Genomic DNA, 21,841 nt, shown 5'->3' with positions numbered 1-21,841 from the left:
GCGGTATATGGCGCTGGCGCTGTCCTTGGGGCGGCGCGGGCAGGGCAACGTCTGGCCCAACCCGGCGGTGGGCTGCGTCATCGTGCAAGACACGCGGATCGTCGGGCGCGGTTGGACCCAGCCGGGCGGGCGCCCCCATGCCGAGCCGCAGGCGCTGGCGCAGGCGGGCGCGGCGGCGCGGGGGGCGACGGTCTATGTCACGCTCGAACCCTGTGCCCACCACGGCAAAACGCCGCCCTGTGCGCAGGCGCTGATCGACGCAGGCGTGGCCCGCGTGGTGATCGCGACCCAAGATGACGACGCGCGGGTCAACGGGCGCGGCATCGCGATGTTGCGCGCTGCCGGGATCGACGTCTCGGTCGGTCTGTACGAGGATGCGGCCCGCGCGGATAACGCCGGTTTCTTCTGCCGCACCGATCTGGGCCGCCCGATGCTGACGCTGAAGCTGGCTAATTCCTTTGACGGGCGCATCGCCACCGGCACGGGCGAAAGCCAATGGATCACCGACGCCCCCGCGCGGCGGCTGACCCATGCCATGCGCAGCCGTCACGACGCGGTGATGGTCGGGGCGGGCACTGCGCGCAAGGATGACCCAAGCCTGACGGTGCGCGGTCTCGGGCTTGCCCAGCAACCGGCGCGCGTCGTCGTCTCCCGCAGGCTCGACCTGCCGTTGATGGGGCAACTGGCGCGCACGGCGGCTGAGGTGCCTTTGATCCTCTGCCACGGTGCGGATGCCGATCCGGTGTTAATCAAAGCCTGGGCCGATCTGGGGGCGACGCTGTTGCCCTGTGCCGCACGCGGGGCGCAGTTGGACCCGCAGGATGTGATGCGGCAATTGGCGGCGCATGGTCTCACACGGATTTTCTGCGAGGGCGGCAGCGCCTTGGCTGCTTCGCTCATCGAGGCGGATTTGGTTGACCGGCTGGTGGGGTTCACCGCCGGGCTGGTGATCGGGGCCGAAGGTCTGCCCGGCATTGGGGCGCTTGGCCTGTCGCGGCTGGCCGAGGCGCCGCGCTTCGTGCTGCAATCCAGCCAGCAGATCGGGCCGGACCTGCTGCACGTCTGGCGGCGCAACGCAGCCAGTTAGGTGCTATCGCCGCCAGAGGTGGCTCTGGCTGGCAAAGACCCCTTGGAGCTTCGATAGCATTCGGTTGCCCAGCCCGGCGCGGGGCAGGCGGCCCGTGGCCAGCCGTTCGACCACCACTTCGACAGGGCAGGGCAAACCGCTGACCGGGTCGCGGTAGCGCGGGTAATCGATGAGCGCGGCATGGACGAGCCCTTCGAGCGTCGGTGTCGCGCGGCGGCGGGGCGGGACAGCGCCCCGGTCCTCGGTCAGCCCCCAGCCCGCGTAGAAGGGCGCGCCCAAGGTCACCACCGGCACCCGACGTAGGAGGGCTTCGAACCCCAGGAGGGAGGTCATGGTCCAAACCGCGTCGACTTGGCCCAAGAGCGCCACCGGGTCGGCATGATGTAGGATCAGATCGGCATCGCCCGCCTCGGTCGCGCCTTTGCGCAGGCCCGCTTCGACATCGGGGTGGGGTTTGTAAAGGATCACGGCATCCGGGTTTGCGGCGCGTGCGGCGGCCAGCAGGGCCGCGTTGCTGCACACATCGCCCGTGCCGGTGAGGATGGAGGCGTCGTCTTCCACCTGTCCGGGGACGAGGATGCGCCGCCCCGGCGGCAGCTCGGGCGCGGCACCGCCGAGGTTGTATTTGCTGAGGCCCGCCCCGGTCAGCGACGCGATCATCGCGCGGGCGCGGGCCAGTTGATCGGGGCGCAACTCGGCGCGTTTCTCGATCCATTTCTCTAGTCGGCTCGGCCCTTGGGGATCGTAGTAGATGCCCAGATCGTCGCAGACCAGCGAGAGGGGCGGGACCAGTTCGGCCCCCAGCCCGCGCGAGCGCAGAAACCCGTCCTCGACCCGCAGCGCACCTTGGGGCGCGGCCTCGGCCTTGCTGGCCCAGACCATGGCGCGGCGGGGCGGTTTCGGGGCTTCTGCCGAGCCGTTGCGAAAGCGAAGGGGGGTGGCCGTTCCGAAGAATTGTTGCAGCGGGCGGCGCTTCCACAGGCGCATCCCCCATGCGTCCCAGCCGCGATGATCCTCCCGCCACGCGCGGGCCTGCGCGGCAAGGGCGGTGAGGGCCGTCTCGAAACTGCCGAGCTGGTCGCGATAGGGGTCGTACCATGTCGGATAAAGGATCATCGCCGCCGCGAAAAGCTGCGCGCGACTGAGGCGGCGCTGGCGGCGTTGCACGGGGAACTCATCCTCCGTCAGCCCCCAGCCCGCGTAGAAAGGCTGACCGAAGACGCGCGGCCTATGGCCTGCAAAGATCGCCTCGAACCCCATTTGGGAGGAGACGGTATAGACGCCAACTGCCCCTTCGAACAGCGCCCAAGGGCTGATGCGATCGGTCAGCAGGGTGATCCGCTCGTTGGCATCCTCGGGGCCGTAATGCCCGGTGCGGTAGCCCTGTGTCGTCTCTGGGTGGCTCTTGATGATGACGCGCGCGCCGGGGTGTTCCTCTTGTGCGAAGACGAGCATTTCCAGAAACCGCGCACGATCCGCGCCCGAGGCGGTGACCGAGGCATCGCCGCGGGTCTGGTCGATCACCAGCACATAGCCCGGCTCTGGTGCAGGCGTGTCGGGGTCAAAGCCCGCATATTTCGTCAGATGCGCCTCGGCCATCTGCGCCATGCCACCCCGGGCGCGGTCCAGAAGGACGGTGTCGTCCAGCGGGTGGTGGGTCAGTAGGTCTTCGAGGTCGGAGGGCTGGGCGGGATCGAAATGCGCCCCCCGGCTGTCGATCAGAAGCCCCAAAGGCGGCTCGCCCGCGCGGCCGGGGTGGAGCGAGCGCAGCCATGCGTCCTCCACCCGGATCACCGGCGCGCCGCGTTTGGCCGCCACGGCCAGCCCGCGATGCGCCGTGGGCGCGTTGCCCCAGACCGCCACCGCATCGTCCGGTCCGGGCAGGCCGAGGCGCAGGGAATGGCCCGACAGCTGCAAGATGCGCCGCAGGCGGCGCTGCGTCAGAAATCCACCGTTATATACGAAAAGCCGCCGGCTCCTTTCGGGACCGGCGGCGGGGTGTTGGTATGGGTCAGCTTCGAATGCCACCGGGGTGGATCATTCGGTCAGCGAAGTGATGCTATCCGCCGAACCCGCCGTGCCGGTGATGGCCGAGATCACCTTGCTCCACTGGGTGAAGGGGGCTTCGGTCACATAGATCGTGTCGCCGTCGCGGATCACGAAATCGCGGGCCATGAACATGCCGTTGGGTTTGGTCAGGTCGGTGACATAGACCATCCGCTGCGCGCCGGTCAGATCGCTGCGGCCCAGCACCTGTTCGGCGACTTCCTCAGGCTCATTGCGGAACACGAAGACGCCGGTGGGGTCGGCCGAGATCGGGCTCAGGCCGCCGACCTGCGCGATGCCTTCCAATAGCGAGAGGTTTTGCGATTCAAAGGGCACGCGGGCCTGTCCGCCGGTGGCGCCAAGCGCGGTGAAAGAGCGGGTGTCTTCCTCGACCAGAATCCGGTCGCCCGGGCGCAGGGCGATGTCGAGTTCAGGGTGGTCATAGAGGTCTTGGAACCAAATCTTGCCGCGTTGCCCGCCGCGGATCACGGTGACCTGTGCGATCTCGGGGATGATGGTCACACCGCCTGCGCGGGCCAGCATGGCGGCCAGCGTGCGGGTCGGGCGCTCGATCGGGTAGACGCCCTGTGCCCCGATCGAGCCGATGAGCGAGACGGTCGAGCCGTCACCGGCGGCGCGACGCACTTCGACCTGCGGGTCGGGGGTCTGTTCGCCCAGCTTGTTGGTGATGATGCGGCGGATCGCCTCGGGCGTGTTGCCCGCAGCGCGAATGCGGCCCGCGTAGGGGATGAAGATAAAGCCCGCGCCATCGACCTGCACCTCTTCCAGCAGGGTGGCCGGCGCGCCTTCGACGCCGAGAAGCGGATCGTCCACATTCTCATAAACCGTGATGCCAAGGATGTCGCCTGGCTGGATCGTGTCGGAACCGACCCGGCCCGCGTTCTTGAAGCTTTCCGAAAAGCCGAGCGCCGGAGCCACGGCGGTGGCGCGGGTCACACGATCATTCACACTGACGACAAAGGCATCGCCCTCGCGCTGAACGGAGCCTGCGTAGATTTGCCGTTTGTTCGGCCCGACCTGCGGCAAACCACAAGATGAGATGACGGCCACCGCCGCCAGCGCTGCGATGGGGCGCGCCCACCGGAAAGATACGGATTTCACTGCCCGGTCTCCTCGACCTGAAATATCTGCCTCGAAATCGCCAATTGTCTTGACGTATTACTTTGCAATCTAGCGCAGCCTAGCGAAAAAATCTACAGGGCGGAATGGGTTAACTCAGGTGACGACCCGCAACTGTTGCCGAGGGGCCGCGGTGCCCTGTTCCAGCGCGTCATAGGGATCCTCGGCGGCGAGCATCATATCGACCACTTGGCGCAGCAATTGCCGCCGCCCGCGCGCGGCATAGAAGCCGCCCGGAACCTGAGAGGTTTCAAGCAGATAGCGGCGGTAATCCTTATAGGCGCGGTTGTCGGGGCGGTTGGCAGCGGCAAAGAATTCCGGCAGCGGCTGGTCCGAGACAAATTCAGGCTGGGAATAGACCGCGCTGCCAAAGACCTTGAGGGGGATGCCGCGCCAGAGCACCTGTTGCCCGGCGGTGGAATTTACCGTCACCGCACTGCGGGTGTCGTTGAGAAGCTGCGCCAGCTTGCCGCCGCGCACGAAATGCACCCTGTCGGAAACCCCATGCGCACGGGCCAGCCGTTTGACATCGCGCCGTACCGGCACGCGGCCATCCTCCAGCGGATGCGCCTTGATGACGAGGTGGTGATGCTGCGGCGCGCCCTTGGCGAAACCTTCGATCACCAGTTCAAGGAAATCGGCCATCGTGTTGAAGGGCGAGTGTTTCTGAAAAGAGGAATCATGCTCCAGTTGCAGCAGTGCCAGATGGTAGGGAAACCCGCCCAGCCGGATTTTCAGCGTGGCCAGCAGGCGGTCGGCGGCCAGCACCGGCATCAGCAAGAGCCGCTTGAGGTAGAGGCGGAATTCCTTGGTGACCGGCAGGCTGCGGTGTGGTTTGAAATTGCGGTAATCGCCGTTTCGAAACATCACGAACCAATGGTAAAGCGCGCCGTAAAAGATGTGGTGGCGCATGTCGCCCCAATGGCCCGGGGGCAGGGGGGCTTCCATGTCCGAGCGGGCGAGGGCGGCCTGCATCTGGGGAATGGTCATCTCCATCAGCCGCGAATTGCCGTTTGAGCCGCCGCGCTCATAGGTGACCCAATAGGGCCGCATGTAGCCTTCCTCGAAGACATGCACGGTGATGCCACGGCGCTTGGCCTCGGCCACCGCTTCGGCGTGGATGGGGCGGGTGTCGCCGTAAAGCACGATGTCGGTAACCTGCTTGTCATCCAGCAGGCTGGCAAAGACGCCCGGCCAATCCTCGACCTTGCCGCGATAGGGGATGTAGGTCGACGGGTGAAACCAAAAGGCCCGGTCGCCCGCGTTGAAGCCCACGCGCCAAACTTCGGCCCCCGCGCGGCGCAGCATCTTGCCCAGACTGTTGAAGAAAGGGCCATGCGGTCCTTGCAGGAACAGGAAGGTTCTGGTCGGGGCGGCGGTCACGGTCATTCTGGTCCTTCGGTGGGGTTTTGCCCTCTTAACCACCATATAATAGGGGCGACAATGTGGCGTCACCCGCTCTTGCCTGTGGCGGTGACCGGGTTTACCACTGCGCGGAACCAGCAAAGGAGCCCACCCCATGTTCACCGGCATTATCACAGACGTTGGCACCGTGACCAAGCTGGAGCAAGAAGGCGACCTGCGCGCGCGCATCCAGACCGGCTATGACACCAGTGGCATCGACATGGGCGCCTCCATCGCCAGCGATGGGGTTTGCCTCACCGTCGTGGGACTGGGCGAAGATTGGTATGAGGTGCAGATCAGCGCCGAGACCGTGGCCAAGACCAACCTTGGCCAGCATTGGCGCGAGGGCAAACGCGTGAACCTCGAACGCGCGCTGAAGGTGGGCGACGAGTTGGGCGGGCATATCGTTTCGGGCCATGTCGATGGCGTGGCCGAGATCATTGAGATGAAAGACGAGGGCGACAGCACCCGCGTCACCCTGCGCGCCCCGAAAGAGCTTGCGCGTTTCATCGCGCCCAAGGGCTCAGTGGCGCTCAACGGCACCTCGCTCACGGTGAATGATGTCGATGGCTGCGATTTCGGCATCAACTTCATTCCGCATACCAAGGAGGTGACGACTTGGGGCGATGCAGGCGTCGGCGATCTCGTGAACCTCGAAATCGACACGCTGGCCCGTTACGTGGCACGCTTGAACGAGATGTGACGCCGCGCCCTTTGGGGGCGCTCTGGCCAAGCGGCGCGGGTCAGGCTAAGAGCCGGGCAACAGATAGATGGAAGCAGCCGATGCAATTTGACAAACCCGGACCGGTCGAGACAGGGCTGAGCGACGCGATCTCGCCTATCGAAGAGATCATCGAAGACGCGCGCCAAGGCCGTATGTTCATTCTGGTGGACCATGAGGACCGCGAGAACGAAGGCGATCTGGTGATCCCGGCGCAGTTTGCCGATGCTGCGGCGATCAACTTCATGGCGACCCATGGGCGCGGGTTGATCTGTCTGCCGATGACGGCGGAGCGGGTCGATCACCTTGGCCTGCCGATGATGGCGGTGAACAACTCTTCCCGGCATGAGACGGCCTTTACCGTCAGCATTGAGGCGCGGGAAGGTGTCAGCACCGGCATCTCTGCCGCCGACCGTGCGCTGACCGTGGCCGTGGCGATCTCGGAACAATCCGGTTCGGCGGATATCGCCACCCCCGGCCATGTCTTCCCGCTGCGCGCCCGCGATGGTGGCGTGCTGGTGCGGGCAGGCCATACCGAAGCCGCGGTCGATATTTCGCGCCTCGCGGGGCTGCACCCTTCCGGCGTGATCTGCGAGATCATGAAGGACGACGGCGAAATGGCGCGTCTGCCCGACCTCGTGGAATTCGCCGCCGAACACAGGCTCAAGATCGGCACGATCAGCGATCTCATCACCTACCGCCACAAGCACGACAACCTGCTGGTGGAGCGTGACAGCCGCACCGTGACCTCGGCCTATGGCGGCGACTGGCAGATGCGGGTGTTCTCCGATCAGATTACCGGCACCGACCATGTGGTGCTTACCAAGGGCGATATCTCAACGCCCGAGCCGGTGCTGATCCGCACCCATGCGATCAACGCGCTGGAAGATATCCTTGGCCTTGGCCCCAGCCCGGCGGACGAGTTGCCCCGCGCCATGCAGATCATCGGCGAAGAGGGGCGGGGGGCGGTGGTGCTCTTCCGCGATCCTTACCCGCGCCTCAAGCTCGACCCCGAGGATGACGACCGCCCGCGCACGATCAAACGCACCGGTCTTGGCGCGCAGATCCTGTCCTCGATGGGGCTGCACGAACTGGTCCTGCTGACCGACAATCCCGACACGCGCTATCTGGGCCTTGACGCCTATGCGCTTGAAATCGTGGGCACCCGGCCCATCACTACGGAGTAATCGCCATGGCATCCGCCGAAGAGCATACCATCCTGCCGCGCCCCAGCTTTGACGAACCGGTGAAGCTGCTGATCGTCGTTTCGCCCTATTATTCGGACATCGCGAATGGTCTTTTGACCGGTGCCAAGGCCGAGTTGGAGGCTGCGGGCGCCAGTTACGAGGTGATCGAGATGCCCGGCGCCTTGGAGATTCCCACCGCCATCGGCATTTCCGACCGGGGCAGCAATTTTGACGGCTATGTCGCGCTTGGCTGCGTGATCCGTGGCGAGACCACGCATTACGAGACCGTCTGCAATGACAGCAGCCGCGCCCTGCAACTGCTTGGGCTGCAAGGGCTTTGCATCGGCAATGGCATCCTGACGGTCGAGAATAAACAGCAGGCCGAGGTGCGCGCCGACCCTGAGGGGCAAAACAAAGGCGGCGGCGCAGCCGCTGCGGCCTTGCATCTTATCGCGCTCGCTCGTAAATGGGGCCGCCAGAGCAAGGGCATCGGGTTCAAGCCATTCGGGCAGGACACTTTGATGGCCGGCGACACGGATGGATCAAACATCGCATGACCAGCAACGGGCTTTCGGGCAACCAGAAACGTAAGATGAAGTCGGCCTCGCGGCTCTATGCCGTGCAGGCGCTGTTCCAGATGGAGCATTCCGCGCAGACGGTCGATGTCGTGCGTCACGAATTCATCGACCACCGTTTCGGTGCCGTCTATGAGGGCGACGAGATGCAGGAGGGGGATGTCGACCACTTCTCTCGCGTGCTCGAAGATGCGGTGAACTATCAAGCGCCGATCGACCAGATGGCCAACCGCGCCATCGTCGCCAAATGGGCCATTGCCCGGATCGACCCGACCCTGCGCGCGCTGTTCCGCGCCGCCGGGGCCGAGTTCCGCCATGACGACACGCCGCCGCGCGTGGTGATCAAGGAATATGTCGACGTGGCCCATGCCTTTTTCCCCGAGGGGCGCGAGCCGAGCTTCGTTAACGCTGTCCTCGACCATATGGCGCGCGAGGCGCGCCCCGAAGCGTTTTAAACGCGCGGGAAAGTGGCCCCGAGGGGGCCATCTACCACATCAATGTCTGGGGAAAGTGACGGGAACCGCGCCTGCCGCTGCTGTTTTATATTCCCGAGGACCTGTATGTACAGGTGGGCGCCAGGTAACCGAACCAGGGCTCGGACAGAGCCAGCTCCCTCGGATTTGCTTAAGGCCACTGGAATGTAACGTTCACGAACAGGGCAGAACCCGTCGACCCCCGATGTAGGGGCCAAGTGGGGCTCCGGCAAGGGGGCGAAGGTGTATTTGCAAAACTTCTCTGCGCCGCTCAATCTTCGGCGGGGATAAAGCCATAGCGGCGCAATTCCTCGGGCAGCAGCACATAGATTTCATCGGGCGGGGTGACCAGCGCGTGCTGCATCACCAAGGGGTCGATGCCCATCTCATCAAGGTATCGCATCACCTCACCCTGACCGCGCTGGATGTCCTCCACGGCGACAAAGGCGGGCAGGATCGTGCTTTCGCCAAAGTAATGCTGATGCACCCCGACCGAGGCGCTCTCGGGCACCGTCCGTGCCGCGCCGGCGGCCAGCAGATAGGGGCAGGCGGAATAGCAGATGTCACCCTCCCGCAGCGCGGTGTTCAGCCCTTCGCGCCGCAGGGCGCGGCCCAGTTCCAAAGCATCGCGGACCGATCCGCCGGGGGAGTTGAGGTAGACCTCCTCGGGCGCGGGGGTCAGTTCGCTCAACTGTTTGACGATCCGCTCCGCATCGCCCACCTCAATAGCCCCTTCCAACAGCGCCGCCCGCCCGCCCGAGACGGGGGTGAGCACCAGCCGGTCGGGCAGGGCGGTCTCGGGCATCGGCTGGCCGGGGGTTGGCGCGCGTTCAGGGCGGAAGCGGCGGGTCTGGTCGCCGGGGCGGACCGGCTCGGTCAATTCCGGGGCGCGCGGGCCAAACCCCGGCAGGCGCAGCCCCGTGCCCAAGTCCCCCCAGAACAACAACACCGCGAGGCCAAGCTGGAAGATCAACACGCCAATCAGCACCCGCCCCACAATCGGCGGGCGGTGGGGGGCGTCGGCCTCCGGTGGGGTCTCCTCGCTCATGTGCTTTTGATCGATGTGACGGGGCCGGGGGCCGGTTCATCGGGCGCATCCGCGCGCGGCGCTTCGGCGGGGGCGCGTTTATGCGCGGGGCTTTCCTGCATCGCCACATCGACATCGCGCACGGCGGCCAGCGCGGCGCGCAGTTCCGCGAGGGTTAGCGTGTCTTCGACCGCGGCCCCCTCCCGGCCCGAGCGGATCGCCCCTTGGGTGATGGAAAGGATCAGCACCAGCACGGCGGGCAGCAGGTCAATCGCGATGGCCCCGGCCCAAGAGGGCACGAAATTGCGCGCGTAGAGGATCACCGCATCGGCGCTGGAAATCGGCGTATATGTCGTGTCGGCGGCGGGGGGCATGGCCTGCACATCCTGCGCCGCGCGCTCCAATGTCGCTGCACGCTGGGCCAGCACCTCCAGAACCGAGGTGATCGTCGCGCCTTGCGCGCCGCGTTGCGCTTCGTTGCTGCCGTCGAGTTCGGGCAGCACGACGGAGGCTGCCAAATCCTGCGCCGCGCGCTCCACCAGCGGGGCCACGGAAAGCTGCCGCAGCCGGGTGATCAGCCCGGCAAGCCGCACGGCCTGTTCGGAAAACTCGACCGACCGCGCCTCAACCGGGCCCGGCTCAACTGTCAGGGCGCGCATCCGGCTGAGGATCTGGTTCCCTTCGGCGAAAGCGTCATTCACCAGCGGGGTCTGAGTGGCGATCTGCGCCTCCAGCGCGCCCAGTTCCGCCGATTTCTGCCGCAGCACCCGGAACACCGCGCCGCGCCCGGCAAGGCCCGACAGGCTGCCTGCCGCCTCTTGCTCGCTCAGGTCTTCGAAGCTCTGTCTGACCCGCGCCACGTCCCGCTCAAGCCCTTGAGCGGACAAGGCAATCTCATGGGTGCGCTCCAACGCGCCTTGGTAGTCTTGCACCGTCTCGGCCAGATGCTGCTCTACCGCTGCCGATCCGGCAAGCGCGGCGGCGTTCAGCCAGCTCGACATCGCGATGATCGCGATGGAGCCGAGCCCCATTGCCCCCAAAAGCCCCATCCGCGCGCGCGCTGTGCGTACGGCGGGGAAAAGCCGCAGCAGATAGGACCAAAAGACAAAGATGCCCACCGAGACCGCCACCGAATAGGCGATCGCCGCAAAGGCCGACATGGCGCCATTGTCATCCAGCAGCGACGAAACGCCGAGGTAGGTGTAAATACCCGAGGCCACGGCCAAAACGCCAAGCGCCGTGCCGGAGAATGTATCGAGCCATGTCAGGTGGCCCTCCAATTCACGGGCGTAACGCACCCCGCGCGCCTGCGTCTCACTCATCGGTTCGCGTTGTGCCATGGGCCTCCCTCGCTTTGTTGGGGTGAAGATAGGGGGTCGCGGGGGAATTACCAAACTTTCCGGTGCTGCCCCTTGTGGATGTTCATCAAATGTTCATATTTGTCGCCATGATGGAGAATGAGATACGACCGCTCCAACCGGGCCAATTATTGGCACGGGGGGTGATGCGGCATCTGGCCGATCTTGGTTTTGCCTCGGTCGAGGAACTTGTGCCGACGCGCGGTTTGCGGGTCGACGTGATGGCGCTTGGCCCCAAGGGGGAGATTTGGATCGTCGAATGCAAATCCTGTCGCGCCGATTTCAAGGGCGACGCAAAATGGGAGGGCTATTTGGAATGGGCCGACCGGTTCTTTTGGGCTGTCGACAATGATTTTCCGGTGGAACTGCTGCCAGAGGAAAGCGGCCTGATCATCGGTGACGCCTATGGGGCCGAGATTGTGCGCATGTGCGATGAGACCAAGCTTGCGCCTGCACGGCGCAAGGCAATGGTGCAGAAATTCGCGACCCATGCCGCCCGGCGCCTGCATCGCCTACGCGATCCCGACATGGCGCCGAACTGGTCTTGAAAGAGGGGCTGAGGTTGTTCGCCCATATCCCTGAGGCGGGGCGACCCCGCGTTTACGCGGCTTAGCGCCCTTTCTTGCCCGCGCGGTTTGCGGCGGCCATGATCTCTTCTGCGATCTCGTGGGCTTCTTCCGGGGTGAAATCCATAGGAATTTCAACGCCGCCGCCCTCGACGAAAAGGCGGACCATGCCCTTGTCTGTCGGGCCGATTTGCAGGTTTGCTTCGATGTCGCGTTCGGTGTCGATGCCCATGGGAGCCTCCGGTTTGGTGGGGCTTATCGCTAGCGCGGCAGGGGCGGAAAGGCAAGCTATCTTAGCCGGTTGCACCGGCGGGCAGGGGGCGCGTTGGCCTTGGATCGTTTGCCTCCTCGCGCTTTTGACAGAGTGTGGGTGCCCAAGCTGACGGTCCGGGTTGATGGCCTAAAGCGCAGCTTGAAGGCCGGGGGCGACGTTGCCGCGTCATCCGGCAACGTTTCCCACATAAACACCGAGGATGCGGGCCGGGCGAAAAATCTGACGGAAACCGGCAATTCTTCTGTCGCAGAGGTCTTGCATTCCTCCGCCACGGGCGCTAAATCCGCCCCAGTGCCGCCTTAGCTCAGTTGGTTAGAGCGCTTGATTGTGGATCAAGAGGTCCCTGGTTCGAGACCAGGAGGTGGTACCATCCCCCCCCAGTACTTTTGGTGTATCGGGCTGAACGCTTGATGGCCCCATGCGCTGCGTCGTCTAAGCTATGGTAAGTTCTACGCTTTTTGGAACGCTCCCTCCGAGTTTTCGTTGCCACCATAGGACGCAACGAAAAAGGAGAGAGACATGAAAACGCTCGCAGCCAGCACCCTTGCTCTGACACTTGCAGGCACTGCCGCTTTCGCTGAAACGCATGCCGACACGTCCAACGTTAACAGCTTGCGGATGACCGAACTGCGCGGCGATCTGATCCGTTCGCGCGATATCACCGGCGGTGAAATCTACACCCTCAGCGAAGCTGGCGACGAATGGAGCCCCAACACGGGCTATAACGAAATCGGCGCCAACTGGAACGAGATCGGTGAGATCGAAGACATCGTGCTGTCCAAGAACGGCCAGATGGTCGGTATCGTGGCCGAAGTCGGCGGCTTCCTCGATATCGGTGACAAACACGTCATGATCTCGACACCCGATGTGAACCTCGTGGCCGTCGATGACCAGACCTTCGCCTATGTCACCCGTCTGAGCGAAGAAGAACTCGAAGCGCTGCCCGGCGTTGACGAAGGCTTTTGGGACTAACTCAGGCGCAGGACGCCTAAGCCGAGCTTTTGGTCCCCGGCGTGCGGACTTCCGCGCCGGGGTTTTTCGTGGATGGGCTCAAGCCAGCTTCATCACGATGCAGGTGGTGGAGCCTGTGGCGTAGAGTTTGCCATCTTCGACGCCGCGAATCTCCCCATGTGCGACACCGGTCGAACGGCCCACATGATCGGTCACCCCGATACAGTCGATCTCCATCCCCAAGGGCAGGCCACGCAAGATATTAATCTTGTATTCCAGAGTGGTATAGACCGAGCCGCGCGGCACCTTCGTCATCACCGCGCAGGCCATCGCTGAATCGAGCAGCGTGCCGTACCAACCGCCGTGCACCGTGCCCATCGGGTTCGTCATGGCAAAGCTCGGCGCGCCGCGAAAGACGATGCGGCCCTCTTCGACCGAATGCAGCGCATAGCCCATGGTTTGGCCGATGGGCGGGCCGGGGTTGGTGCCATCGAGAATGGCCTGCATGAACTCCAGCCCCGAAAGCTTGAGCGCGTCGGATTGGGACAAAAGGTCGGCAGGGCTTTGGGCGATGCGGGGCATGGTCTTCTCCGGCAAGTAAGTTTCGCCGGAGGATACGCCCGCGCGGGGCAGGGGCAAGCCCCCCTGCCGGAGGGTGAGCGCTTACGCGACGTCCGAAAGATCGACCTGCGGGGTCACGCCGATGGCACGGCAGACATCGCGGGTGAGTTCGGCGCGGTTCAGCGTATAGAAATGCAGCGCATCCACGCCTTCGTCGATCAACTCGCTGCAGAGTTCGGTGCACATCGCCTGGGCCAGCAGATCGTGACGGTCATCGCGGATCGCCGCCTCATAGGCTTGGTCGACCCATTCCGGCACCGGCGTGCCGCATTTCACGGCGAATTTACGGGCCGAGGTCCAGTTCACCACCGGTAGGATGCCCGGCGTGATCGGCTTGTCGATGCCCGCCTTCACGCAGGCATCGCGGAAGCGCAGGAAGGTCTCCGCCTCGAAAAAGAACTGGGTCAGCGCCTCATCCGCGCCCGCGTCGAACTTGCGCTTGAGCCAGTCAATGTTCGCCTGCTGGTCCGCCGCTTCGGGGTGCGGGTCGGGGTAGGCGCCGACGCGGATGGTGAATTTGCCGGTCTTGGCAAGCGCCTCGATCAACTCACAGCTGTCGGCGAAGCCTTCGGGGTGGGGCACGAACTTGTCGGTGCCCGCCTGTGGGTCGCCGCGCAGGGCGACGATATCTTTGATGCCCGCTTCGGCGAATTTATCGGCGACTTCCATGGTTTCCACGCGGCTGGCGCCGACGCAGGTCAGATGGCCTGCGACCGGCAAGCCCGAGGTGCGGTGCAGCACATGGGCCGAATCATGGGTCAGATCGCGCGTGGTGCCCCCCGCGCCATAGGTGACCGAAAAGAAACGCGGGGCCAGCGGGGCCAATGCCTGCGCCGCATCCCACAGTTTGAACGCCGCGCCGACGGTGCGGGGCGGGAAGACTTCGAAGGAAACGGCAGGCGTGGTCATTGAGAGATCCTTTTGGCGGTTTCACGTCTTGTCTCACATCGAGGCTTGTGAGACAAACTCATAACATTCATCTTGAACATGAGTAATGCCTCAAATGCACATCGAGTTCCGTCACCTGCGCACAATCAAGGCCATCCACGAGGCGGGCGGTTTGGCCCGCGCGGCGGATCAGATGAATATCACGCAATCGGCGTTAAGTCATCAGGTGAAGGGGTTGGAGGATCAGGCGGGGGTCGAACTCTTCGTCCGGCGCTCTAAACCGTTGAAGCTGTCGCCTGCCGGGCAGCGGCTGTTGAAGCTCGCGCAGCAGGTCTTGCCGCAGGTCGAAGCCTTGCAGGACGAATTCTCGGGCCTGCGGGCGGGCAGCACGGGGCGGATGCATATCGCAATCGAATGTCACGCCTGTTTCGAGTGGCTTTTCCCGGTGTTGGAGCAGTTCCGCCGCCATTGGCCGGATGTGGATGTCGATATCCGCCCCGGTCTCGCGTTTGACGCGCTGCCTGCGCTGCTTCGTGAAGAGGTCGATCTTGTGGTGTCCTCGGACCCCGAAGAGCTACCCGGCGTCGAATTTGTCGAACTCTTTGATTACAATCCGGTTTTTGTCGCCTCGCAGAACCACCCTTTGGCCGAGAAACCCTTTGTCGAGGCGGCTGATTTTCGGGGGGAGACGCTGATTACCTACCCGGTGGAGCGGACCCGGCTGGACGTGTTCAGCCAGTTGTTGATCCCCGCCAAGGTCGAGCCTGCGGCGATCCGGCAGGTGGAGTTGACGGCGGTGATCCTGCTGTTGGTGGCGTCCAACCGCGGGGTCTCGGTCCTGCCGGATTGGGTGGTGCGGGAGGTGAAATATTCCTCCGATTACGTCACGCGGCCTCTGACGGCCGAGGGGATCACACGGCGGCTCTATGCGGCAGTGCGGCGGGATGATTTGGGCAAGCCGTTCATGGATGAGTTGCTAAAGCTGGCCGGGCAGGAGGCGCGCAAGTTGCAGCGGGCCTAGGCGATGGCCCGCCGCCTGCGACTTGACCCGGGCCGGGTGGGTGAACGCGCCATCCCACAAGGCGGAACGCCGCGTTGCAAAGCTTACTTCACCTTAACGATGGCCTTGCCGGTGTTCCCGCCATTCAGCATGTCGATGAAGGCCTGCGGCGCATTCTCCAGCCCTTCGGTGATGTCTTCCTTCACCTTCACGCGGCCATCGGCGACCATCGGGGCCACTTCGCGCTGGAACTTCGGCATCTGGTCCCAGTGGTTCGAGATGATAAAGCCGCGCACGGTGAGGAAGTTCACCAAAATCGTCCGCCACAGCCGCGGCGCGGTGAGGCCAGCGCCCTCGGCATCGGCACCCAGCCCGCCTGCGTTGTACCACGCGATCATGCCGCAAAGCGGGATCCGCCCATGGGGGTTCATCAGCGGCAGCACCGCGTCCAGCACCTTGCCGCCCACGTTTTCGTAATAGATATCAATGCCATCCGGCGCGGCCTCTTTCAGGGCGGCACGCATGGATTTGGCATCGTCATAGGCGCGGTGATCAAGGCAGACGTCAAAGCCGAAATCGCGGGTGGCGATCTCGCATTTCTCGGCCCCGCCTGCGATGCCCACGGTGCGCAGCCCCTTGGCCTTGGCCAATTGACCGACGATCGAGCCGACGGGCCCGGTGGCCGCGGCCACGACGAGGGTCTCGCCTTCTTTCGGTTGGCCGATGTCGTTCAGACCGTACCAGCCGGTCAGGCCGGGCATGCCCAGCACGCCGAGCGAGGCGGTGATCGGCACGCCTTCGGCATCGACCTTCTGACATTGCTTTGCCGGGGCGACACCATGGGTGGCCCAACCGAAGGCGCCAAAGGCAAAATCGCCTTCGGCGAAGCTTGGGTCATTCGAGGCGATCACCTTGCCCACGCTACCACCTTCCATCAGCCCGCCGATGGGCACAGGTTCGGCATAGGATTTCGCGTCGTCCATCCGGCCCCGCATATAGGGGTCGAGCGACATGTAATGCACTTCGACCAGAATTTCGCCGTCGCCCGGCTGGGGAATATCCGCGCTCTCAAGACGGAAGTTCTCGGGCGTCGGTGCACCATCGGGGCGGGAGGCGAGGACGATTCTCTGCATCTGGTCGGACATGGGGTTTCCTTCGTGCTGGTTGCTACGGGTCCAAGGTGTTCCCTCGCGCTCTGAATGCAACCCGTGAGGCGCGCGAGAATCAATAAGCGGTGCAGGTTTCTGCCCCCTTGGCAATTGCGTTCTTGCGCCCTATACGTCCCGCCTTATCCATCAAAGGGCGCGAACAATGATCGGCAGTGCGAATCTCAACATCATGATCAAGGCGGCACGCAAAGCGGGGCGTGCATTGGTCAAGGATTTCCGCGAGGTCGAGAACCTTCAGGTCTCGGTCAAAGGTGCGGGCGATTTCGTGACCAAGGCCGACATTGGCGCCGAGAAGATCATCAAAGACGACCTGATGGGCGCGCGCCCGACCTATGGCTGGCTTGCCGAAGAGGGCGGTGAGGAAGAGGGGCAAGACCCGACCCGCCGTTGGATCGTCGACCCGCTGGATGGCACGACCAACTTCCTGCACGGCCTGCCGCATTGGGCCATCTCCATCGCGTTGGAACATAAGGGCGAGATCGTCGCCGGTGTGGTCTTTGACCCCGCCAAGGACGAGATGTTCTTTGCCGAGAAGGGCACCGGCGCTTGGATGAACGAAGGCCGCTTGCGGGTCTCTGGCCGTCACCGCATGATCGAGTCGATCTTTGCCACGGGCCTGCCTTTCGGGGGCCGTGCCGATCTGCCTGAAACGCTCAAGGATCTGGGCCGCCTGCTGCCCGTCTGCGCCGGTGTGCGCCGCTGGGGTGCGGCATCGCTCGACCTCGCCTATGTCGCCTCGGGCCGTTACGATGGCTTCTGGGAGCGTCGTCTGAAGCCTTGGGATGTGGCCGCGGGCATGTTGATCGTCAAAGAGGCCGGTGGCCTTGTCGAGCCGATCCGGCCTGAGCGCAACATCCTGCAGCATGGTGAGATCATCTGCGCGAACGAGCCGATCTATTCGACCTTCGCCAAGACCATCCGCGGCTGATCACTCGATCGCGACCGTCTGGCGCAATGCACCGGTCAGCTGATCAAAGATCAGTATCTCATCCGCATCCGTCACCACCGCATACCAGCCGCGGCCTTGCGTGAACGCTTGGGCGCTGCTGCCATCGGGCAGGGTGATGCTGCGCGGCATGGTCGGGCCCTGATCGCTCAGGCGGGTGACAAGCACGAAGATCAGCACTAGAACCCCGCCAATCATCACGACGGTCAAGACCGTCACTATCCGCCGCAGAAACCGCAGGTTCGCCGGTTCATCAGGGTTGTCCGTGTCCATGCCTTACCGCCGCATTGATTTCATTCTGAACGATAGTCCGCCCGCCCGTCTTGATAAGGCGCTGGCCCGCGATGTGCCAGAGGAAGCGAACCTGTCGCGCACCCGTTTGGGCCGTTTGATCACCGAAGGCGCTGTCACGCTGGACGGTGTCGTGGTCCAAGACCCCCGCGCCAAGGTGGTCGAAGGACAGGCGGTGCAGATCACGGTGGAAGAGGCGGCGGAAAGCCACATCCTGCCCGAGAACATTCCCCTTTCGGTGGTCTTTGAGGATGACGACCTGATTGTGATCGACAAACCGGCAGGCATGGTGGTGCACCCCGCGCCGGGATCACCCTCCGGCACCCTCGTGAATGCATTGCTGGCGCATTGCGGTGATGACCTCTCTGGCGTGGGTGGGATGAAACGGCCCGGCATCGTGCACCGGATCGACAAGGATACCACCGGCCTGCTCGTTGTCGCCAAATCCGACGCGGCGCATCACGGGCTGGCGGCCCAGTTCGAAAAACATACCGTAGAGCGGTATTACCAAACCCTTGTCTACGGCGTGCCGGATGCCAATGATCCGCGCCTGCGGAGCGTCAAAGGCGCGTCCTTCGAGGCGGGGAATATCCTGCGGATGACCACCCAACTGGCGCGGCACAAGACCGACCGGCAGCGGCAGGCGGTGCTGTTTCAAGGCGGGCGGCACGCGGTGACCCGCGCCCGCACGGTTGAGCGTTTTGGCACCCCGCCGGTGCTGGCGCTGCTGGAATGCTGGCTTGAAACCGGGCGCACACATCAGATCCGCGTGCATATGTCTCACGCGGGCCATGGTTTGGTGGGGGACGCGACCTATGGCGGGCGGCGCAAGCTGGCAAAGACGGCCTTGCCTGAGGCCACCGCCGAGGCAATCCGCGCCTTCCCCCGGCAAGCGCTGCACGCCGCCGTTCTCGGGTTCGAACATCCGGTAACCGGTGAAAACCTGCGTTTCGAAGCATCCCTTCCGCCCGATATGGCGGCCCTGTTGAACATGCTGCGAGAAGGCCCCACCGCCTCATCGGCGTGACCCCGCCACCGCGCGGAACCGCCTAAGGATCGGTTACGTTTTGTTCACAGAAACTGTGCAGACATGAACAAAAGCGTGAAGGCTTCTGTCTTGAAAGCACGAAGGGGGCCGCCCATATTGCATGTTAAGCGCAATAACATAGGCCCCGATTAAACTGGGGAAAGGGACAAGACATGGCAAATTATGCAAATCTGCCCGCACCGACGCCCGAAGGCGGGCTGAACCGCTATATGCAAGAGATCCGCAAGTTCCCGTTGCTGGAGCCTGAGGAAGAATACATGTTGGCCAAACGCTGGGTCGAAGAACAAGACACCGAAGCTGCCCATAAGATGGTCACCTCCCACCTGCGCCTCGCGGCGAAGATCGCGATGGGCTACCGGGGTTATGGATTGCCGCAGTCCGAGGTGATCTCGGAGGCCAATGTCGGCCTGATGCAGGCGGTGAAACGTTTCGATCCCGAGAAGGGCTTCCGCCTTGCCACCTATGCGATGTGGTGGATCCGCGCGTCGATTCAGGAATACATCCTGCGGTCGTGGTCGCTGGTCAAGCTCGGCACAACCTCGGGACAGAAAAAGCTGTTCTTTAATCTGCGCAAGGCCAAGAACAAGATCGGCGCGTTGGAGGAGGGCGATCTGCGCCCCGAAAACGTGAAGGAAATTGCGACCCAATTGGGCGTGACCGAGGATGAGGTCGTCTCCATGAACCGGCGGATGTCGGGTGGGGATGCCTCGCTCAACGCCACCGTCGGGTCCGAAGGCGAAGGCACGATGCAGTGGCAAGATTGGTTGGAGGACGAAGGCGCCGACCAAGCGGGCGATTACGCCGAGCGTGACGAGCTTGAAACCCGGCGCGAGATGCTGGCAGAGGCCTTGGACGTGCTGAACGACCGCGAGAAAGACATTCTGACCCAGCGTCGTCTGTCGGATGAGACGGTCACGCTCGAAGACCTCTCGGCGCAATACGATGTCAGCCGCGAGCGGATCCGCCAGATCGAAGTCCGCGCCTTCGAGAAGCTGCAAAAGCGGATGCGTGACTTGGCGAAGGAAAAGGGTATGTTGGCGGCCAGTTAACGGCTGATCCAAATGGTGCAGTGTGCCCCGCTTCTTTGGAGCGGGGCTTTTTTCATTGTCTCGGCAGGGCGGCAAGCTGGCCTTCGAGCCTTGCCATCTCTTCAAAGCAAGCGGCGATTGTGTTCGACTGCATCGCCCGGGCAGCTGCTTGCAGCACCGCACGCAGATGCACAATCTGAGGCTCCGGCGCGCTGTCGAAATCACGCAAGGACCATCTGATCAGCCGCCAATAGGCCGCGCGAAAGGCGTCGCTGAGGATCGGGTTCTCGACCATCTCCGATAGGGCGTTCAAAAGCCGGGCGCGGATATCGAAGAACGCCTCGGCATTGTCCAGCGGGGCGAGGTCCATCATTCCAAGGATTCCGGCAAGGGCCATGAAATGCGCGGGTGGCGCGGGGCAGGGGGCTGCACATTTGCCGGCTGCTTCGATGATCGCCACAGCCGCGCGGATGTCATCCGCGCGCGTCGAAGCGTCCAAAGGGGTGACGACAGACCCCACGCCAGATTTTACGGCAATCATGCGTTCATAGGCCAAGCGTTGCAACGCTTGCCGGATGGGCGTGCGCGACACGCCGAACCGCTGGGCGAGGGCCACCTCATGCAACATGCCGTCCACGATGTTGCGGTCTAGGCAAATGTCCGCCCGAAGCGCCTCTGCAATCGCCGCGCTGGATTTGACTTGGTTAGACATTGCCCGGCATCCTTCGCCTGTTCGTTTTCACCTATTTAACATGTATACAGGCGCTGCCGACGTTACTCAAATTTTATGGATGTTTTCATGTCTCGTGATGTGCCTTTTTTCGATCCCGATGCGACCTCGATACGCGCCGTCATCCCCACGCCCCGCGGCGGGCATCTGGCGATGACGGGATTTCCGGGATTGGCGACCCATCTGGATGGCGCGGCCTATTTCGATCCTCAGCAAATGCGGGAAACCTTGGAAGGTCTGCGGGCGGCTGGGGCACGCGAGTTGCTCATTCTTACCGAGGAGGCCGAGCTCCCCGAAGGAGCCTTTCCTTTGATTTCAAAGATTTCACGGCCTCTTGGCCTAAGGCTCTCTTTCGCACCGATCGAAGATTTCAATATCCCCTGCGACGGGTTTCTGGCGCAATGGCCCGCCCACCGGGCGCGTTCAGAGGCGGCGCTGGACGCGGGAGAGACGGTCGCCCTGTCCTGTCAATATGGTGCAGGGCGCAGTGGGCTGATCGCGGCGTGGTTGCTGATCGACGCCGGATTGCCCGCCGCGGAAGCCATCGCCTTGGTCCGCCGTCATTTCTCTGAAGCGATTGAAAACCGGCTTCAGGAAAACTGGCTGTTAGAGGTGAAAACGGACAGGTAGCGCCCCTTTCGCATAGAAAATGTGAAAAAAGATTGGCGAATTATACAAATGCCGCATTGTCGGCAAGTTCTTGCCACATTTACGCCACATTTGGACCCGACAACATGTATACAGGTTGGGCGAAAGGCGGCACCTCAGAGGAACGCAAAGGCCCATAGAAAGGGAAGATAAGCCACCAGACGATTAGGAAGAGGATCAGACATGCCAAGCCGCTCCACCGCGCCCGAAACATCCGGCCCCATCACGTCCCTCAATGCAAGGGACATTCTCCGCCGCAAGTGCAGCTATGATCCCGTTACTTTTTGTCTTCCATCCGATGACAGCCCCGTCACCCTGACCATCTGTGACGCGCGGTTTCACAGTGTACACCATGCCCGCGACTTTGGCCGGGTCGAGGCGATGGTCGAGGTGACCTATACTTGCCATCCCGCGGCCATGCCGCAAAGGGTCTACCTACGCACCAACGTCCCGCTGCGCCCTGCCGGCCAGCGACAAGAGCTTCGCCGACGGCTCATTCAAAGCGCCGTCATCCTGTCCACCCTGCTAAACCGCTTGAATGGAGGAGATACGACCCTGCGTGCTGCTTGACTCACAGCCCAATGCCTAGGCTCAGGACCCATTGATTATCGCGGAGCCGCATGATTCACCGTCCGAAAACGGAGCGGTGATATGTCTGATCTT

At 63.5% G+C, this 21,841-nt stretch carries 24 protein-coding genes, 1 tRNA gene and 1 other RNA gene; 14 read left to right on the top strand and 12 right to left on the bottom strand.

Features of this window, described 5'->3' with window-relative positions:
- The first annotated feature begins 7 nt into the window (after window positions 1-7).
- Window positions 8-1,087 carry a bifunctional diaminohydroxyphosphoribosylaminopyrimidine deaminase/5-amino-6-(5-phosphoribosylamino)uracil reductase RibD gene (gene ribD, locus ACGYK7_RS11235; protein ID WP_394402403.1) on the top strand — a complete coding sequence of 360 codons (1,080 nt, stop codon included), beginning with the start codon at window positions 8-10 and terminating at the stop codon, window positions 1,085-1,087.
- Between the two features lie 3 nt (window positions 1,088-1,090).
- On the opposite strand, the gene ACGYK7_RS11230 is transcribed toward ribD, so the two are convergent.
- The 3 genes from ACGYK7_RS11230 to ACGYK7_RS11220 all read right to left on the bottom strand — a co-directional run bounded on the left by ACGYK7_RS11230 (window position 1,091) and on the right by ACGYK7_RS11220 (window position 5,662).
- Entirely contained in the window at window positions 1,091-3,115 is a 2,025-nt protein-coding gene (locus ACGYK7_RS11230; protein WP_394402242.1) for a capsular polysaccharide biosynthesis protein, read from the bottom strand.
- A gap of 9 nt (window positions 3,116-3,124) precedes the next feature.
- Window positions 3,125-4,255, bottom strand: a complete 1,131-nt coding sequence (locus ACGYK7_RS11225) for a polysaccharide biosynthesis/export family protein (protein ID WP_394402240.1) — start codon at window positions 4,253-4,255, stop codon at window positions 3,125-3,127.
- A 114-nt stretch (window positions 4,256-4,369) separates the two neighbouring features.
- The gene (locus tag ACGYK7_RS11220) at window positions 4,370-5,662 is read right to left on the bottom strand and encodes a capsule biosynthesis protein (RefSeq protein ID WP_394402237.1); all 1,293 of its coding nucleotides are present in this window, start codon (window positions 5,660-5,662) and stop codon (window positions 4,370-4,372) included.
- 130 nt (window positions 5,663-5,792) lie between these two features.
- Between ACGYK7_RS11220 and ACGYK7_RS11215 the strand changes: the two genes are divergently transcribed.
- From ACGYK7_RS11215 to nusB, 4 genes are all read left to right on the top strand, one after another.
- Window positions 5,793-6,380 (top strand): riboflavin synthase, encoded by a 588-nt coding sequence (locus ACGYK7_RS11215; RefSeq protein WP_394402235.1) that lies wholly within the window; start codon window positions 5,793-5,795, stop codon window positions 6,378-6,380.
- A gap of 80 nt (window positions 6,381-6,460) precedes the next feature.
- Window positions 6,461-7,585 (top strand): 3,4-dihydroxy-2-butanone-4-phosphate synthase, encoded by a 1,125-nt coding sequence (gene ribB, locus ACGYK7_RS11210; RefSeq protein WP_394402232.1) that lies wholly within the window; start codon window positions 6,461-6,463, stop codon window positions 7,583-7,585.
- 5 nt (window positions 7,586-7,590) lie between these two features.
- On the top strand, window positions 7,591-8,142 hold the full coding sequence (locus tag ACGYK7_RS11205; protein WP_209219320.1) for a 6,7-dimethyl-8-ribityllumazine synthase: 552 nt from the start codon (window positions 7,591-7,593) through the stop codon (window positions 8,140-8,142).
- On the top strand, window positions 8,139-8,615 hold the full coding sequence (nusB, locus tag ACGYK7_RS11200) for a transcription antitermination factor NusB (protein ID WP_394402228.1): 477 nt from the start codon (window positions 8,139-8,141) through the stop codon (window positions 8,613-8,615). Before ACGYK7_RS11205 ends, nusB begins: the two co-directional genes overlap by 4 nt.
- Before the next feature lie 58 nt (window positions 8,616-8,673).
- On the opposite strand, the gene ssrS is transcribed toward nusB, so the two are convergent.
- From ssrS to ACGYK7_RS11185, 3 genes are all read right to left on the bottom strand, one after another.
- Window positions 8,674-8,828: non-coding RNA, 6S RNA (ssrS, locus tag ACGYK7_RS11195), on the bottom strand.
- A gap of 76 nt (window positions 8,829-8,904) precedes the next feature.
- The gene (locus ACGYK7_RS11190) at window positions 8,905-9,681 is read right to left on the bottom strand and encodes a hypothetical protein (protein ID WP_394402225.1); all 777 of its coding nucleotides are present in this window, start codon (window positions 9,679-9,681) and stop codon (window positions 8,905-8,907) included.
- On the bottom strand, window positions 9,678-11,000 hold the full coding sequence (locus ACGYK7_RS11185) for a hypothetical protein (RefSeq protein ID WP_394402222.1): 1,323 nt from the start codon (window positions 10,998-11,000) through the stop codon (window positions 9,678-9,680). The genes ACGYK7_RS11190 and ACGYK7_RS11185 overlap by 4 nt, the downstream gene beginning before the upstream one ends.
- Before the next feature lie 89 nt (window positions 11,001-11,089).
- Here ACGYK7_RS11185 and ACGYK7_RS11180 point away from each other — a divergent pair, with 89 nt between their 5' ends.
- Window positions 11,090-11,566 carry an MmcB family DNA repair protein gene (locus tag ACGYK7_RS11180; protein WP_394402219.1) on the top strand — a complete coding sequence of 159 codons (477 nt, stop codon included), beginning with the start codon at window positions 11,090-11,092 and terminating at the stop codon, window positions 11,564-11,566.
- Window positions 11,567-11,627: 61 nt separating this feature from the next.
- Here ACGYK7_RS11180 and ACGYK7_RS11175 read toward each other — a convergent pair whose 3' ends face one another.
- Entirely contained in the window at window positions 11,628-11,816 is a 189-nt protein-coding gene (locus tag ACGYK7_RS11175) for a DUF6324 family protein (protein ID WP_394402216.1), read from the bottom strand.
- A gap of 335 nt (window positions 11,817-12,151) precedes the next feature.
- Here ACGYK7_RS11175 and ACGYK7_RS11170 point away from each other — a divergent pair.
- Window positions 12,152-12,228, top strand: a tRNA-His gene (locus ACGYK7_RS11170).
- 149 nt (window positions 12,229-12,377) lie between these two features.
- Complete coding sequence (locus tag ACGYK7_RS11165; protein ID WP_394402214.1) at window positions 12,378-12,830, top strand: PRC-barrel domain-containing protein; 453 nt, start codon at window positions 12,378-12,380, stop codon at window positions 12,828-12,830.
- A gap of 78 nt (window positions 12,831-12,908) precedes the next feature.
- Here ACGYK7_RS11165 and ACGYK7_RS11160 read toward each other — a convergent pair whose 3' ends face one another.
- Window positions 12,909-13,391 carry a PaaI family thioesterase gene (locus ACGYK7_RS11160; protein ID WP_394402211.1) on the bottom strand — a complete coding sequence of 161 codons (483 nt, stop codon included), beginning with the start codon at window positions 13,389-13,391 and terminating at the stop codon, window positions 12,909-12,911.
- Window positions 13,392-13,472: 81 nt separating this feature from the next.
- Window positions 13,473-14,339 (bottom strand): methylenetetrahydrofolate reductase, encoded by an 867-nt coding sequence (locus ACGYK7_RS11155; RefSeq protein ID WP_394402209.1) that lies wholly within the window; start codon window positions 14,337-14,339, stop codon window positions 13,473-13,475.
- Between the two features lie 94 nt (window positions 14,340-14,433).
- Here ACGYK7_RS11155 and ACGYK7_RS11150 point away from each other — a divergent pair, with 94 nt between their 5' ends.
- Complete coding sequence (locus ACGYK7_RS11150) at window positions 14,434-15,339, top strand: LysR family transcriptional regulator (RefSeq protein ID WP_322329407.1); 906 nt, start codon at window positions 14,434-14,436, stop codon at window positions 15,337-15,339.
- Window positions 15,340-15,422: 83 nt separating this feature from the next.
- Here ACGYK7_RS11150 and ACGYK7_RS11145 read toward each other — a convergent pair whose 3' ends face one another.
- Entirely contained in the window at window positions 15,423-16,463 is a 1,041-nt protein-coding gene (locus ACGYK7_RS11145; RefSeq protein WP_394402206.1) for an NADP-dependent oxidoreductase, read from the bottom strand.
- Between the two features lie 166 nt (window positions 16,464-16,629).
- Between ACGYK7_RS11145 and ACGYK7_RS11140 the strand changes: the two genes are divergently transcribed.
- Window positions 16,630-17,415, top strand: coding sequence for an inositol monophosphatase family protein (locus tag ACGYK7_RS11140; RefSeq protein WP_067264836.1), 786 nt, complete (start codon window positions 16,630-16,632; stop codon window positions 17,413-17,415).
- Here the strand turns inward: ACGYK7_RS11140 and ACGYK7_RS11135 are convergent, their stop codons facing one another.
- Window positions 17,416-17,706: a DUF6476 family protein gene (locus ACGYK7_RS11135; protein WP_394402202.1), complete on the bottom strand. Its 291-nt coding sequence runs from the start codon at window positions 17,704-17,706 to the stop codon at window positions 17,416-17,418.
- On the opposite strand from ACGYK7_RS11135, the gene ACGYK7_RS11130 reads away from it, so the two are divergent.
- Together ACGYK7_RS11130 and rpoH are read left to right on the top strand one after the other, a co-directional pair.
- Window positions 17,705-18,751 (top strand): RluA family pseudouridine synthase, encoded by a 1,047-nt coding sequence (locus ACGYK7_RS11130; RefSeq protein WP_394402400.1) that lies wholly within the window; start codon window positions 17,705-17,707, stop codon window positions 18,749-18,751. The two genes, ACGYK7_RS11135 and ACGYK7_RS11130, sit on opposite strands and share 2 nt — an antisense overlap.
- Window positions 18,752-18,924: 173 nt before the next feature.
- The gene (gene rpoH / locus ACGYK7_RS11125; RefSeq protein ID WP_394402199.1) at window positions 18,925-19,821 is read left to right on the top strand and encodes an RNA polymerase sigma factor RpoH; all 897 of its coding nucleotides are present in this window, start codon (window positions 18,925-18,927) and stop codon (window positions 19,819-19,821) included.
- A gap of 52 nt (window positions 19,822-19,873) precedes the next feature.
- Here rpoH and ACGYK7_RS11120 read toward each other — a convergent pair whose 3' ends face one another.
- The gene (locus ACGYK7_RS11120) at window positions 19,874-20,512 is read right to left on the bottom strand and encodes a GntR family transcriptional regulator (RefSeq protein WP_394402197.1); all 639 of its coding nucleotides are present in this window, start codon (window positions 20,510-20,512) and stop codon (window positions 19,874-19,876) included.
- Window positions 20,513-20,599: 87 nt separating this feature from the next.
- Here ACGYK7_RS11120 and ACGYK7_RS11115 point away from each other — a divergent pair, with 87 nt between their 5' ends.
- On the top strand, window positions 20,600-21,160 hold the full coding sequence (locus tag ACGYK7_RS11115) for a hypothetical protein (RefSeq protein ID WP_394402194.1): 561 nt from the start codon (window positions 20,600-20,602) through the stop codon (window positions 21,158-21,160).
- A 201-nt stretch (window positions 21,161-21,361) separates the two neighbouring features.
- The gene (locus ACGYK7_RS11110; RefSeq protein WP_394402191.1) at window positions 21,362-21,748 is read left to right on the top strand and encodes a hypothetical protein; all 387 of its coding nucleotides are present in this window, start codon (window positions 21,362-21,364) and stop codon (window positions 21,746-21,748) included.
- Window positions 21,749-21,841 lie beyond the last annotated feature (93 nt).

The organism is Sulfitobacter sp. 1A15299 (assembly GCF_043556915.1).
In the GTDB taxonomy this organism is placed as follows: domain Bacteria; phylum Pseudomonadota; class Alphaproteobacteria; order Rhodobacterales; family Rhodobacteraceae; genus Sulfitobacter.
Note: the sequence above shows the minus strand (reverse complement) of the source record. Positions and strands in the feature narration are given on the sequence as shown.

Excerpts from the sequence above, each read along its gene's own strand:
- ribD (WP_394402403.1), top strand. The coding sequence starts at position 8 with ATGGCGCTGGCGCTGTCCTTGGGGCGGCGCGGGCAGGGCAACGTCTGG.
- ACGYK7_RS11220 (WP_394402237.1), bottom strand. The coding sequence starts at position 5,662 with ATGACCGTGACCGCCGCCCCGACCAGAACCTTCCTGTTCCTGCAAGGA.
- ACGYK7_RS11215 (WP_394402235.1), top strand. The coding sequence starts at position 5,793 with ATGTTCACCGGCATTATCACAGACGTTGGCACCGTGACCAAGCTGGAG.
- ribB (WP_394402232.1), top strand. The coding sequence starts at position 6,461 with ATGCAATTTGACAAACCCGGACCGGTCGAGACAGGGCTGAGCGACGCG.
- ACGYK7_RS11205 (WP_209219320.1), top strand. The coding sequence starts at position 7,591 with ATGGCATCCGCCGAAGAGCATACCATCCTGCCGCGCCCCAGCTTTGAC.
- nusB (WP_394402228.1), top strand. The coding sequence starts at position 8,139 with ATGACCAGCAACGGGCTTTCGGGCAACCAGAAACGTAAGATGAAGTCG.
- ACGYK7_RS11190 (WP_394402225.1), bottom strand. The coding sequence starts at position 9,681 with ATGAGCGAGGAGACCCCACCGGAGGCCGACGCCCCCCACCGCCCGCCG.
- ACGYK7_RS11185 (WP_394402222.1), bottom strand. The coding sequence starts at position 11,000 with ATGGCACAACGCGAACCGATGAGTGAGACGCAGGCGCGCGGGGTGCGT.
- ACGYK7_RS11180 (WP_394402219.1), top strand. The coding sequence starts at position 11,090 with ATGTTCATATTTGTCGCCATGATGGAGAATGAGATACGACCGCTCCAA.
- ACGYK7_RS11175 (WP_394402216.1), bottom strand. The coding sequence starts at position 11,816 with ATGGGCATCGACACCGAACGCGACATCGAAGCAAACCTGCAAATCGGC.
- ACGYK7_RS11165 (WP_394402214.1), top strand. The coding sequence starts at position 12,378 with ATGAAAACGCTCGCAGCCAGCACCCTTGCTCTGACACTTGCAGGCACT.
- ACGYK7_RS11160 (WP_394402211.1), bottom strand. The coding sequence starts at position 13,391 with ATGCCCCGCATCGCCCAAAGCCCTGCCGACCTTTTGTCCCAATCCGAC.
- ACGYK7_RS11155 (WP_394402209.1), bottom strand. The coding sequence starts at position 14,339 with ATGACCACGCCTGCCGTTTCCTTCGAAGTCTTCCCGCCCCGCACCGTC.
- ACGYK7_RS11150 (WP_322329407.1), top strand. The coding sequence starts at position 14,434 with ATGCACATCGAGTTCCGTCACCTGCGCACAATCAAGGCCATCCACGAG.
- ACGYK7_RS11145 (WP_394402206.1), bottom strand. The coding sequence starts at position 16,463 with ATGTCCGACCAGATGCAGAGAATCGTCCTCGCCTCCCGCCCCGATGGT.
- ACGYK7_RS11140 (WP_067264836.1), top strand. The coding sequence starts at position 16,630 with ATGATCGGCAGTGCGAATCTCAACATCATGATCAAGGCGGCACGCAAA.
- ACGYK7_RS11130 (WP_394402400.1), top strand. The coding sequence starts at position 17,705 with ATGCCTTACCGCCGCATTGATTTCATTCTGAACGATAGTCCGCCCGCC.
- ACGYK7_RS11135 (WP_394402202.1), bottom strand. The coding sequence starts at position 17,706 with ATGGACACGGACAACCCTGATGAACCGGCGAACCTGCGGTTTCTGCGG.
- rpoH (WP_394402199.1), top strand. The coding sequence starts at position 18,925 with ATGGCAAATTATGCAAATCTGCCCGCACCGACGCCCGAAGGCGGGCTG.
- ACGYK7_RS11120 (WP_394402197.1), bottom strand. The coding sequence starts at position 20,512 with ATGTCTAACCAAGTCAAATCCAGCGCGGCGATTGCAGAGGCGCTTCGG.
- ACGYK7_RS11115 (WP_394402194.1), top strand. The coding sequence starts at position 20,600 with ATGTCTCGTGATGTGCCTTTTTTCGATCCCGATGCGACCTCGATACGC.
- ACGYK7_RS11110 (WP_394402191.1), top strand. The coding sequence starts at position 21,362 with ATGCCAAGCCGCTCCACCGCGCCCGAAACATCCGGCCCCATCACGTCC.